Below are 12,556 nucleotides of genomic sequence, written 5' to 3' on the forward strand. Positions count from 1 at the left end.
GCTCGTCGCCGAGGGCGGCGCCGGGCGCCTCGTCGCCGTCGTGACGACGCACCGCCACCGCGACCACGTCGGCGCCTGGCCGCCGTCGTCGCGGCGACGGGGGCGGCCGTCGCCGCCGGTGCCGACGACGCCGACGCGGTCGAGGCCGTGACAGGAGTCACGGTCGACCGCCGGCTGCGCCACGGCGACCGGGTCGCGTCGGGCGCGCGGCCCTCGACGTGCTCGCGCTGCGCGGGCACACCCCCGGCTCGGTGGCGCTCGCCCACCGCGAGCCCGAGCGCGTCGCGCAGCCGCAGGCACGCCCCGGCCGGGCCCACCTCTTCACGGGCGACTCGCTCTTCCCGGGCGGCGTGGGGAACACTGACCGCGACCCGGAGCGCTTCGCCCGGCTGCTCGACGACGTCACCGAGCGCGTCTTCGCGCGCTTCGACGACGACACCTGGGTGTACCCCGGCCACGGGGCCGACACGACGCTCGGTGCGGAACGGCCCCACCTCGACGCGTGGCGCTCGCGCGGCTGGTGACCGGCCCTCGTCGGGCTGCTCGCCGGGCTGCGCGTCGGGCTGCTCGCCGGGCTGCTCGCGCGCTGTTCGTGCGGGCTGCCCGCACGGACCACCCCAGGCTGCTTGGATGGGGACATGCCGATCCACGCCGTGACGTACGTCTATCCCGACCGGCCCGCCGACCTCGACGCGGTGCGGCCCGAGCACCGGGCGTTCCTGCGGGACCTGCACGAGAAGGGCACGCTGCTCGCGTCCGGGCCGCTGCCCGCGACGGACGACGCACCGGCGGGGGCGCTGATCGTCCTCGACGCCGACTCCCCCGCCGCCGTCGAGGCGGTGCTCGACGCCGATCCGTTCGCGCGCGCGGGCCTCGTGGCCGAGCGGACGATCCGGCCCTGGTCGCCGGTGATCGGCGACTGGGCCGACCGCGCCTGACCGCCCGGCTCAGTCCTCCTCGCGCGCTCCCACCGGGGCGACGTCCGTGGCCTGCGCGGCGCGCAGCGCGCGGGTCCGCAGGAGGCTCGCCACCGTCGTCACGGCCAGCGCACCGACGATGACGACGAGCGACAGCCAGATCGGGACGGTCGGGACGGCGTCGACGGGCTCGCCGCCGTTGATGAACGGCACCGTGTTCTCGTGCAGCGCCTCGAGCACCAGCTTCACGCCGATGAACCCGAGGATGACCGCGAGCCCGATCGGCAGGTACACGAGCCGCTCGAGCAGCCCGCCGAGCAGGAAGTAGAGCTGGCGCAGGCCCATGAGCGCGAAGACGTTCGTCGTGAACACGATGAACGGGTCCTGCGTGAGGCCGAAGATCGCCGGGATGGAGTCGAAGGCGAACAGCAGGTCGGTGCTGCCGATCGCGAGGAACACCACGACGAGCGGCGTGAAGACGCGGCGCCCGTCCTCGACCGTGCGCAGCCGGCCGCCGTCGTAGCGGGACCCGATCGGGAGCACGCGACGGACGAGGCGCACGGCGCGGTTCTCGCGGTACTCCTCTGCCTCGTCCTCGCCCACCACGAGCTTGATCGCGGTGTACACGAGGAACGCGCCGAAGAGGTAGAAGACCCAGACGAACTGCTCGAGCACCGCGGCGCCGGCCAGGATGAACGCCCCCCGCAGCACGAGCGCCACGATGATGCCCACCATGAGCACGCGCTGCTGCTGCTCCCGCGGCACGGCGAACCGCGCCATGATGAGGACGAACACGAACAGGTTGTCCACCGAGAGGCTGTACTCCGTCAGCCAGCCCGCGTAGAACTCGCCCGCGGGCGCACCGCCGCCGACCGCCGCGACGATCGCGCCGAAGACGAGCGCGAGCGCGACGTAGAAGCCGACCCACAGCGCGCTCTCGCGCATCGAGGGCACGTGGGGCCGCCGCCCGACGACGAACAGGTCGACGAGCAGCAGGACCGCCAGCGCGGTGAGGGACGCCCACTCGAACCAGAGGGGCAGCTCGTGGATCACTGGCCCTGCTCGGGGCGTGCGGGCTCACGCTCGGCCTCGGTCGCCACGAGCGCGCGCCGACGCCGGTCCGCGAGGAGGCTCGCGACCGTCGTGATCGTGAGGACCACGACGATGAAGCCCAGCGAGACCGGCGTCGAGATCTCCGGGATCGCCGTGACGTGCTCGCCGCCGTTGATGAAGGGCACCTCGTTGGTGTGCAGCGCGTGGATGACGAGCTTGACGCCGATGAACCCGAGGATCGCGGCGAGGCCGTAGTTGAGGTAGACGAGCCGGTCCAGCAGGCCGTCGATGAGGAAGTACAGCTGACGCAGACCGAGCAGCGAGAACGCGTTCGCGGTGAAGACGAGGTACGTCTCCTGCGTGAGGCCGAAGATCGCCGGGATCGAGTCGACGGCGAACAGGAGGTCCGCGCTGCCGATCGCGACCATGACGATGAGCATCGGGGTGATGAAGCGGCGGCCGTCGATCTTCGTCGTGAGCCTGTCCTCGACGTACGTCTCCGTCGTCGGGAACAGGCGGCGCGTCAGGCGCAGGACCCCGTTCTCGTGGAACTCCTCGTCGTGCGAGGTGCCCGCGCGCGCCTGCGAGATCGCGGTCCAGATGAGGAACGCGCCGAAGATGTAGAACACCCAGGCCCAGTTCTCGATGATCGCCGCGCCGAGGAAGATGAAGATCGTCCGCAGGACCAGCGCCACGGTGATGCCGATGAGCAGCACCTTCTGCTGGTAGTCCCGCGGCACGCGGAAGCTCGTCATGATGAGGACGAACACGAAGAGGTTGTCGACCGACAGGCTCTTCTCGGTGATGTAGCCGGCGAAGTACTCGCCGCCGTACGTGCCGCCCCACACCGCCCACACGACCCCGCCGAAGATCACGGCGATCGCGACGTAGGCGATGGACCAGCGCGTCGCCTCGCGCAGGCTCGGGGCGTGCGGCGTGCGCACGTGGCCGACGTAGTCGACGGCGAGCATCGCGAGGATGACGCCGACGGTGACGATCCAGACCCAGACGGGGACGTCCATGCAGAAACCTCCGGTACGCAGGTGTGCTCCAGTACCGAAGGTCTCTTCCGCCACGCACCGCCACGCGCACCCGCACGGGACGCGGGCTGGTGGTTGCGGGACCGGTGACACCGGACCGACGTCTGCGCCGGCCGTGATGACGACGTCACCGCGGAGGAATACTCCCCTTCAACGAGGTGCCAGCATAGGCCATGCCGCGCTCGCACGCGGCCTGCGCCTCGCCCCGGGGACGGCGCTCAGGCCGTCGCCGCGTGCATCTGCCGCAGCTCCTTCTTGAGCCCGCCGATCTCGTCGCGCAGCCGCGCGGCGAGCTCGAACTGCAGCTCGGCGGCCGCCGCGTGCATCTGGTCGCTGAGCTCCTGGATGAGGTCCGCGAGCTCGCTGGCGGCCGCACCGGCGAGCCGGTTGCCCGACGTCGCGCCCTCCTTGGGTGCACCCGGGACCGGCGCCTTGCCCTTGGCTCCCTTGCCCGGCTGGCGGAACCCGCCGGCGAGCAGCTCGGCCGTGTCGATGTCCTCGCGCGCCAGCATGTCGGTGACGTCGGAGATCCGCTTGCGCAGCGGCGTCGGGTCGACGCCCGCTCGCGGTTGTACGCGATCTGCTTCTCGCGGCGGCGCTCGGTCTCCTCGATCGCCTCGGCCATCGCCGGCGTGATCTTGTCGGCGTACATGTGCACCTGGCCCGAGACGTTGCGCGCCGCGCGCCCGATGGTCTGGATGAGCGAGCGGGGCGAGCGCAGGAAGCCCTCCTTGTCGGCGTCCAGGATCGCCACGAGCGAGACCTCGGGCAGGTCCAGGCCCTCGCGCAGGAGGTTGATGCCGACGAGGACGTCGTACTGGCCGAGCCGCAGCTCGCGCAGCAGCTCCACGCGGCGCAGCGTGTCGACCTCCGAGTGGAGGTAGCGCACGCGCACGTCCTTCTCGAGGAGGTAGTCCGTGAGGTCCTCGGCCATCTTCTTCGTGAGCGTCGTGACCAGCACGCGCTCGTCCCGCTCCACCCGCTCCCGGATCTCGTGCAGGAGGTCGTCGATCTGGCCCGTCGTCGGCTTGACGACGACCTCCGGGTCGACCAGGCCCGTGGGGCGGATGATCTGCTCGACCACCCCGTCCGCCATCGACAGCTCGTAGGAGCCCGGGGTCGCGGAGAGGTAGACCGTCTGGCCGATGCGCTCGACGAACTCCTCCCAGCGCAGCGGGCGGTTGTCCATGGCGCTCGGCAGCCGGAACCCGTGGTCGACGAGGCTGCGCTTGCGCGACATGTCGCCCTCGAACATCGCGCCGATCTGCGGGACGGTGACGTGCGACTCGTCGATGACGAGGAGGAAGTCCTCCGGGAAGTAGTCGAGCAGCGTGTTGGGCGCTGTGCCCGACGCGCGCCCGTCGATGTGCCGCGAGTAGTTCTCGATGCCCGAGCACGTGCCGATCTGGCGCATCATCTCGATGTCGTACGTGGTCCGCATGCGCAGGCGCTGCGCCTCGAGCAGCTTGTTCTGCGCCTCGAGCTCGGCGAGGCGCTCGCCCAGCTCCGCCTCGATGGACGTGATGGCGCGCTCCATGCGCTCGGGCCCGGCGACGTAGTGCGTCGCCGGGAACAGGTGCACGTACTGCTCGGAGCGCACCACGTCTCCGGTGAGCGGGTGCAGCGTCTGGATCGCCTCGATCTCGTCGCCGAAGAACTCGATGCGGATCGCGAGCTCCTCGTACACCGGGATGATCTCCACGGTGTCGCCGCGCACGCGGAACGTGCCGCGCGTGAAGGCCATGTCGTTGCGGGTGTACTGCATCGTCACGAACTGCCGCAGCAGGTCGTCCCGCTCCACCTGCATGCCGACGTCGAGCCGCACCATGCGGTCGACGTACTCCTGGGGCGTCCCGAGGCCGTAGATGCACGAGACCGACGCGACGACGACCACGTCGCGCCGCGTGAGCAGCGAGCTCGTCGCCGAGTGCCGCAGCCGCTCGACCTCGTCGTTGATCGACGAGTCCTTCTCGATGTAGGTGTCCGTCTGCGCGATGTACGCCTCGGGCTGGTAGTAGTCGTAGTACGACACGAAGTACTCGACGGCGTTGTTCGGCAGCAGCTCGCGGAACTCCGTCGCGAGCTGGGCGGCGAGCGTCTTGTTGGGCGCCATGACGAGCGTCGGGCGCTGGAGCTGCTCGACGACCCACGCCGTCGTCGCCGACTTGCCGGTGCCGGTCGCGCCGAGCAGGACGACGTCCTTCTCCCCCGCCCGCACGCGGCCGGTGATGTCGGCGATCGCCGTCGGCTGGTCGCCGGAGGGCTCGAACTCCGAGACGACCTCGAAGGGCGCAGCGGCACGCTGCAGGTCGGTCACAGGACGCATGGGACCACGGTACGGCCCCGCACCGACACGCGCCGCGGACGACGGTGCGCCACCTCCGGCGCCCTGCACACCCCGGTCCCCGCCTCCTGGACGCCCGTCCAAGATCACCCGCCCTCCCGCTGTACGAACGCCCCGGCCGTCGCCTAGCGTCGTCCTGCGGCGCCACGCGCCGTGGCCGGGGGGGCGGTCGACGCAGGCGGTGGACGCCCACCGTCCCGGCCGCTCTGGAGACCGTCATGCCCCGCGCACGCCACCGCGCGCACCCCCTCGCCGCCCTCGTCCTCGCCCCCGGCCTCGCCGCTGCCGTGCTCGCGGCGCCGGCGGTCGCGGTGACACCGCCCTCCGAGGCGACGACGCGCTGCGACGCCGACGGCACGCTCGCGGGGTTGTCGAGCGACGGACCGGTCGCGACCGACGACGGCGTGGCGGTGCTCGTGGGCGGCTCGTACACCGCCCTGCCCGGCGCCACGGAGACCGAGGGCGTCCTCGCCGTCGTGGGCAACGTCCGCGTCGCGACGGGCGGCCGGTTCAACGTGGGGCGCGCGGGCGGCGGGTCGCAGATCGTCCCGCCGGCGGGCACGGCGATGCTCGTGGCCGGCGGGCGGATCGACGCGACCGGTTCGGTCGTCGACGTCGGCCACGGCCTCGTCGGCGCCGACGGGTCCGGCGGCGACGTGGTGGCGGGCGGCCACGCCCTCCCCGCCGACGCGTTCGAGACGAACGGCGGCGTGGTGATGGCGCACGGCGGGCAGGACGTCGCCGCCTCGCTGCAGGGCCTGCGCGACAGGCTCACCACCCTCTCCGCCGGGCTCGCCGCCCAGCCCGCGACGGGGACCGCGGTGCTCACGGGCGACCAGCTCACGCTCACCGCGGGCGAGCCGGCCGACGTGCACGTGTTCGACGTCCGGGCCGAGGACCTCGCGGTCGCCCGCTCGCTCCTGTACGTCGGGACGGGGACCTCTCCGGTCGTCGTCGACGTCGCGGGCGCCGACGTGGACTACGGCGTCCTCCACACGGCGGTCGGCACGCTCGCCGCGCGCGTCGACGAACCGGGCGGCACGACCATCGGCCCCGCCGCCGCGCGGACGCTGTGGAACCTCGCGGACGCCACGACCGTCGACCTGGGCGACGGCACCACCACGAGCCAGCTCGTCGGCAGCGTGCTCGTCCCGCGCGAGGGCTCGGTCGTCCGGCAGCGCACGCACACCAACGGCCGCCTGTGGGTCGGGGGCGACCTCGTCGTCGGCGGCGCGCCCGGTCTGGAGCACCACAGCTACCCGTGGGCGGGTGCCGAGGACCTCGACTGCACGCCCGGCACCGCGCCGTCGACCCCGCCGGTCCCCGCAGACCCGGACGGCGGCCAGGACGACGTCGACCCCGAGGCGCCGTCGGACCCGCCCGCGACCGAGGAGCCGCCGGGCGCGGCCGAGACGCCCGACGGTCCGGACGACGTCACGCACCCGGTCGGCACCACGGAGCCCGTTGCCGGCGGTGCACCGGCGGGCACGACCGGGCCCGGGCCGCGAGCGGCGGCGGTCCGCGTCACGACGGCGAGCGCCGTCGGACAGCAGGAGCCCTCCACGCCGTCGGCGGGCCGTGAGCTCGTCGCGACCGGCGCCTCGACGCTGGTCCCGGCGTCCGCGTCGGCCGCCCTGCTCGCCGCCGGCGCCGTGCTGCTCGCAGCGAGCAGGCGCCGTCGCGCGACGCGCTGAGCCGCCTCAGGCCTCGGCGCCGGCCGCGAGCGCCGGCTCGCGCCGGCCCGCGAGCGCCGCACGCACGACCGCGGCGACGGCGCGCACCTGCTGGTCCACCGGGACGACGTCCGCCCCGGGCACGTGGACGAACCCGGCGCGCAGCCCCGGCACGCGGGCCGCGTGGTGCATGAGGCGGTAGAACGTCGCGTTGCACACGTAGGTCCCGGCGGTGTTCGACACCTCGGCGGGGATGCCCTCGGCGCGCAGCGCGGCGAGCGAGCCCTTGAGGGGTAGCCCGGACCAGTAGGCCGCGGGGCCGCCGGCGACCACGGGCTCGTCGACGGGCGCGGAACCGGTGTTGTCCGGGATCCGCGCGTCGACGACGTCGATCGCCACCCGCTCGAGCCGGACGGCGCGCGAGCCCCCGGCGAGCCCGAGCGCGACGACGACCGCCGGCTCGTGGGCGCGGACGACGGCCTCGAGCGCCGGCCAGGCGCCGTCGAACGTGACGGGAAGCCGGACGGCCACGACGTCGTCGCCGACGAGCTCGCGACCGCGGACCGCCAGCGCCTGCGCGGTGTCCCAGGACGGGTTGGTCGCGTCGCCGCCGAACGGCTCGAACCCGCTCACGACGACGGTCATGCCTCGTCCTCGCTCTCCTCGTCGAGCTCCCGGCAGACCTTGTCCCACAGGGCGTCGACCTGGTCGCGCAGCGCGTCGGCGCTGCCGGTGCCGTCGAGCGTGACGTCGGCGGCGGCCAGCCGCGCGTCGTCGTCCGCCTGGGCGGCGACGCGGGCCGCGGCCTCGTCGGGGGTGAGCCCCCGCTCGGCGAGCCGGCGGGTGCGCAGCTCGGCGGGCGCGTGCACGACGACCACGAGGTGGAAGCGCGCGGGGTCGCCGGTCTCGACGAGCAGGGGGATGTCGTGCACGACGACGGCGCGCGGGTCGGCCGCGGCGGCCGCGGCCTCGCGCTCGGCGGCGAGACGGCGCACCTCCGGGTGCACGACGCGTTCAGCCGCTCGCGCGCGGCGTCGTCCGCGAAGACGACCGCGGCGAGCGCCTGCCGGTCGAGGCTGCCGTCGGGCGCGAGGACCGCCGCGCCGAACGCCGCGACGACCTCGTCGAGCCCCACGGAGCCGGGGGCGACCGCCTCGCGCGCGAGCACGTCGTAGTCGATCGTGACGGCCCCTCGCTCGCCGAGCCGTGCGAGGGCGACGGACTTGCCTGCCGCGATGCCTCCGGTCAGACCGATGCGGAACATGGGCCCCATCCTGCCAGGGCCGGGCCGTGCACGACCGGTGGGGAGGCGGTCAGGCCGACGGCCCGCCGGCGACGGCACGCAGGAGCCGCAGCAGCGCGCGGCGGTCGGCGTCGCCGAGCCGGGCGAGCAGCGACCCCGCGCTCGACGAGCGCACCGCGCCGACCTGGTCGACGGTCTCGCGACCGCGCGGGGTCAGCTCGACGAGGGTCGCGCGCCGGTCGTCGGGGTCCGGGATGCGCCGCACGAGGCCGGCCCGCTCGGCGTCGTCGACCTTCGACGTCACCGACCGCGGGGCGACGTCGAGCGCCGTCGCGACGGCGCCGAGCCGGCACGGCGCCTCGCAGCGCGCGAGGAAGCGCAGCATGCGGAACTGGCCGGGCGTCGTGCCGACGGGTCCGAGGTGCTCGTGGGCCTCGCGCCGCACCGCGTGCAGGGCGGTGTGCAGGAGCGCGAGGAACTCCCCCGCCTCGTCATCCGAGGGTGCGGGCAGCGGCTCGCGCGGGCGCTGTTCGGTCACGGGGCGTAGCGTACTCGCGCGCCGCGGCGTTGTTCCCCGGCTATTAGTGAGTTAGACTCACGATCGCTTTCCGCTCGAGCGGCACCCGCCCCCGAGGTGCCCGCGCCCGCCGGCCGCCCCTGGCCCCCGCGGACGACGCGCGCTCCCCACCCCCCGGGAGGCACCATGACGTTCCCCTCGTCCTTCCCCGGCCACGGACCCGCCGGCGGTCGCGGCATGCGCTCGTTCCGGCAGGACTCCGCCGTCGCGCACCGGCGCCTGCGGCGCGGCACCGTCCACCGCGTGCTCGCCTTCGCGCGCCGTACCGACGCCGGCTCGCCGTGTTCCTCGTGCTCATCAGCATCGACGCCGCGGCCGGCGCGGTGACGCCCCTGCTCTTCCAGCGCATCATCGACGACGGCATCGCGGACGGGCGCACGGACGTCGTGGTCTCGCTCTCGCTCGCGGCCGCGGGGCTCGCCGTCCTGTCGGGCGGGCTCGGCGTCGCGCAGCGGTGGTTCTCCTCGCACATCGGCGAGGGACTCATCGTCGACCTGCGCACCGCGGTGTTCGACCACGTCCAGCGCATGCCGCTCGCCTTCTTCAGCCGCACGCGCACCGGTGCGCTCGTCCAGCGGCTCAACGGGGACGTGCTCGGCGCGCAGCAGGCGTTCACGTCGACGCTGTCCAACGTCTTCTCGAACCTGCTCACGGTCGTGTTCGTCCTCGCCGCGATGCTCTCCATGTCGTGGCAGCTGACGCTGCTCGCCCTCACCCTCCTGCCCGCGTTCGTCCTGCCCGCCCGCTGGGTCGGCAAGCGTCTCGCGGCGATCACGCGCGAGAGCTACGAGCTCAACGCGGAGGCGGCGCAGACGATGAACGAACGGTTCAACGTCGCGGGCGCCCACCTCGTCAAGGTGTTCGGGGACACCGGCCGCGAGTCGGCACGATTCGCCGCGCAGGCCCACCGGGTACGGGACATCGGCGTCAAGCAGGCGATGTACGGGACCGTGTTCCGGGTCGGGCTCACCGTCGTCGCGTCGGTCGCCGTGGCGATCGTCTACGGCATCGGCGGCGTCATGGCGATCGCCGGGTCCCTCACGGTGGCACCGTCGTCGCGCTCACCGCGTACCTGGGCCGCCTCTACGGCCCGCTCACCGCGATGTCGAACGTCCAGGTCGACGTCATGACCGCGCTCGTCAGCCTCGAGCGCGTGCTCGAGGTCCTCGACCTGCAGCCCACCGTCACCGACGCGCCGGGCGCCGCCGACCTCGCCGACGACGTCGCCCGCACCGGGGCGAGCCTCGAGCTCGACCGCGTCACGTTTCGCTACCCGTCGGCCGCCGAGGTCTCGCTCGCGTCGCTCGAGTCCGTCGCGGTCGAGGGGGCCGACCCGACGACGGACACGCTCACGGACGTCTCGTTCTCCGTCCCCCCGGGCGCCATGGTCGCCCTGGTCGGCGCGTCGGGGGCCGGCAAGACGACCGTGTCCCAGCTCGTCACCCGCATGTACGACCCCACGGGCGGCGCCGTGCGCATCGCCGGGCGCGACGTGCGCGAGGTCACGCAGGCGAGCCTGCACGAGACCGTCGGCGTCGTCACGCAGGAGGCGCACCTGTTCCACGACACCGTCGCGGAGAACCTGCGGTACGCCAAGCACGACGCGACGGACGCCGAGATCGAGGAGGCGCTGCGCCGTGCCCACGTGTGGGACGTCGTCTCCGCGCTGCCCGCCGGGGTGCGCACGGTCGTCGGCGACCGCGGCTACCGGCTCTCCGGGGGCGAGCGCCAGCGCCTCGCCATCGCGCGCGTCTTCCTCAAGGCGCCGGACCTCGTCGTGCTCGACGAGGCGACCGCCCACCTCGACTCGGGCTCCGAGGCCGCCGTGCAGGCCGCGCTCGCGGAGGCCCTGCGCGGACGCACCTCGCTCGTCATCGCGCACCGGCTGTCGACGGTGCGCGCGGCGGACCTCATCGTCGTGCTCGACGCCGGACGCGTCGTCGAGACCGGCACGCACGCCGACCTGCTGGCCCGCGACGGCCGCTACGCCGCGCTCTACCGCACCCAGTTCGCGGACACGCCGGCCGCCGTCGCCTGAGCCGGACCGCGGCGGTCCCCCGGCACGTCCTCCGGCACGGCGAAGGCCCGCCACCCCGGACGGGGTGACGGGCCTTCGTGGCGTCCGGTCGTGACCGCGCACGGTCACGGACGGATCAGTTGCCGGTGAGCTTCTCGCGCAGAGCGGCGAGCGCCTCGTCCGACGCGAGCGTGCCCGTGGCCTCCGCGGCCGGGGCCGAGGAGTACGAGGTGCCGCTGCTGCTGGCCGGCGCCGCCGAGTCGCCCGCGGGCGTCTCGAAGTCGGCGCGCTGCGCCTCCGCGACCTGCTTGCGGTGCGCCTCCCAGCGCTCGTGGGCCTTGGCGTACTCCGCCTCCCACGCCTCGCGCTGCGCCTCGAAGCCCTCGAGCCACTCGTTGGTCTCGGGGTCGAAGCCCTCGGGGTACTTGTAGTTCCCCTGCTCGTCGTACTCCGCGGCCATGCCGTAGAGCGCGGGGTCGAAGTCCTCCGACTCCGGGTCGACGCCCTCGTTCGCCTGCTTGAGCGAGAGCGAGATGCGACGACGCTCGAGGTCGATGTCGATGACCTTGACGAAGACCTCGTCACCGACGTTGACGACCTGCTCCGGCAGCTCGACGTGACGCACGGCGAGCTCGGAGATGTGCACGAGGCCCTCGATGCCGTCCTCGACGCGCACGAACGCACCGAACGGGACGAGCTTGGTGACCTTACCCGGCACGACCTGGCCGATCGCGTGGGTCCGGGCGAACGTCTGCCACGGGTCCTCCTGCGTCGCCTTCAGCGACAGCGAGACGCGCTCGCGGTCGAAGTCGACGTCGAGCACCTCGACCGTGACCTCCTGGCCGACCTCGACGACCTCGGAGGGGTGGTCGATGTGCTTCCAGGACAGCTCGGAGACGTGCACGAGGCCGTCGACGCCGCCGAGGTCCACGAACGCACCGAAGTTGACGATCGAGGAGACGACGCCCGGGCGCACCTGGCCCTTCTGCAGCGTCTGCAGGAAGGTGGAGCGGACCTCGGACTGCGTCTGCTCGAGCCACGCACGGCGCGAGAGCACGACGTTGTTGCGGTTCTTGTCGAGCTCGATGATCTTCGCCTCGATCTCCTTGCCGACGTACGGCTGGAGGTCGCGGACACGACGCATCTCCACGAGCGACGCGGGCAGGAAGCCGCGCAGACCGATGTCGAGGATGAGGCCGCCCTTGACGACCTCGATGACGGTGCCGGTGACGACGCCGTCCTCCTCCTTGATCTTCTCGATCGTGCCCCAGGCGCGCTCGTACTGGGCGCGCTTCTTGGACAGGATCAGGCGGCCTTCCTTGTCCTCCTTCTGGAGGACGAGGGCCTCGACGGCGTCGCCGACGTTGACGACCTCACCGGGGTCCACGTCGTGCTTGATGGACAGCTCGCGGGAGGGGATGACGCCCTCGGTCTTGTAGCCGATGTCGAGGAGGACCTCGTCGCGGTCCACCTTGACGATCGTGCCTTCGACGATGTCGCCGTCGTTGAAGTACTTGATGGTCGCGTCGACGGCGGCGAGGAAGTCCTCCTCGGTGCCGATGTCGTTGACGGCAACCTGGGGTGCGGACTTCGCGGGGGTAGAGATGGTCATTGAGTTCGATGCTCCGATGCGGACAGGGAAGTCGTGCGGATAGGGACCTGCGGCGATCACGGGCCGGCACCTGCCGACCG

Annotated in this window: 7 protein-coding genes and 4 pseudogenes; 4 read left to right on the forward strand and 7 right to left on the reverse strand. The window is 73.2% G+C overall.

The genetic code is table 11. The features are described from left to right. A pseudogene (locus BJF88_RS20755) lies at positions 1 to 524 on the forward strand (MBL fold metallo-hydrolase); the annotation flags it as partial. A 114-nt stretch (positions 525 to 638) separates the two neighbouring features. Beyond that, positions 639 to 938: a YciI family protein gene (locus BJF88_RS00955; RefSeq protein WP_075827418.1), complete on the forward strand. Its 300-nt coding sequence runs from the start codon at positions 639 to 641 to the stop codon at positions 936 to 938. Positions 939 to 947: 9 nt separating this feature from the next. On the opposite strand, the gene BJF88_RS00960 is transcribed toward BJF88_RS00955, so the two are convergent. The 3 genes and pseudogenes from BJF88_RS00960 to uvrB all read right to left on the reverse strand — a co-directional run bounded on the left by BJF88_RS00960 (position 948) and on the right by uvrB (position 5,336). Further along, a complete protein-coding gene (locus tag BJF88_RS00960) occupies positions 948 to 1,970 on the reverse strand; it encodes a TerC family protein (RefSeq protein WP_075827419.1) in 1,023 nt (340 codons plus the stop codon). Next, positions 1,967 to 2,992, reverse strand: coding sequence for a TerC family protein (locus BJF88_RS00965; protein WP_075827420.1), 1,026 nt, complete (start codon positions 2,990 to 2,992; stop codon positions 1,967 to 1,969). Before BJF88_RS00965 ends, BJF88_RS00960 begins: the two co-directional genes overlap by 4 nt. A gap of 236 nt (positions 2,993 to 3,228) precedes the next feature. Further along, a pseudogene (gene uvrB / locus BJF88_RS00970) lies at positions 3,229 to 5,336 on the reverse strand (excinuclease ABC subunit UvrB). Positions 5,337 to 5,572: 236 nt separating this feature from the next. On the opposite strand from uvrB, the gene BJF88_RS00975 reads away from it, so the two are divergent. Then, positions 5,573 to 7,048: a choice-of-anchor A family protein gene (locus BJF88_RS00975; RefSeq protein WP_075827421.1), complete on the forward strand. Its 1,476-nt coding sequence runs from the start codon at positions 5,573 to 5,575 to the stop codon at positions 7,046 to 7,048. A 6-nt stretch (positions 7,049 to 7,054) separates the two neighbouring features. Here the strand turns inward: BJF88_RS00975 and BJF88_RS00980 are convergent, their stop codons facing one another. From BJF88_RS00980 to BJF88_RS00990, 3 genes and pseudogenes are all read right to left on the reverse strand, one after another. After that, on the reverse strand, positions 7,055 to 7,672 hold the full coding sequence (locus BJF88_RS00980) for a pyroglutamyl-peptidase I (protein ID WP_075827422.1): 618 nt from the start codon (positions 7,670 to 7,672) through the stop codon (positions 7,055 to 7,057). Further along, positions 7,669 to 8,291 (reverse strand): annotated as a pseudogene (gene coaE / locus BJF88_RS00985) (dephospho-CoA kinase). The gene BJF88_RS00980 and the pseudogene coaE overlap by 4 nt, the downstream one beginning before the upstream one ends. Before the next feature lie 49 nt (positions 8,292 to 8,340). Next, positions 8,341 to 8,808, reverse strand: a complete 468-nt coding sequence (locus tag BJF88_RS00990) for a MarR family winged helix-turn-helix transcriptional regulator (RefSeq protein WP_139315845.1) — start codon at positions 8,806 to 8,808, stop codon at positions 8,341 to 8,343. Between the two features lie 216 nt (positions 8,809 to 9,024). Between BJF88_RS00990 and BJF88_RS00995 the strand changes: the two are divergent. After that, positions 9,025 to 10,885: pseudogene (locus tag BJF88_RS00995) on the forward strand (ABC transporter ATP-binding protein). Positions 10,886 to 11,000: 115 nt separating this feature from the next. Here the strand turns inward: BJF88_RS00995 and rpsA are convergent. Beyond that, positions 11,001 to 12,476 (reverse strand): 30S ribosomal protein S1, encoded by a 1,476-nt coding sequence (rpsA, locus tag BJF88_RS01000; protein ID WP_075827423.1) that lies wholly within the window; start codon positions 12,474 to 12,476, stop codon positions 11,001 to 11,003. Positions 12,477 to 12,556: the final 80 nt, after the last annotated feature.

The sequence above is a fragment of the Cellulosimicrobium sp. CUA-896 genome (assembly GCF_001942335.1).
Classification (GTDB): Bacteria; Actinomycetota; Actinomycetes; order Actinomycetales; family Cellulomonadaceae; genus Cellulosimicrobium.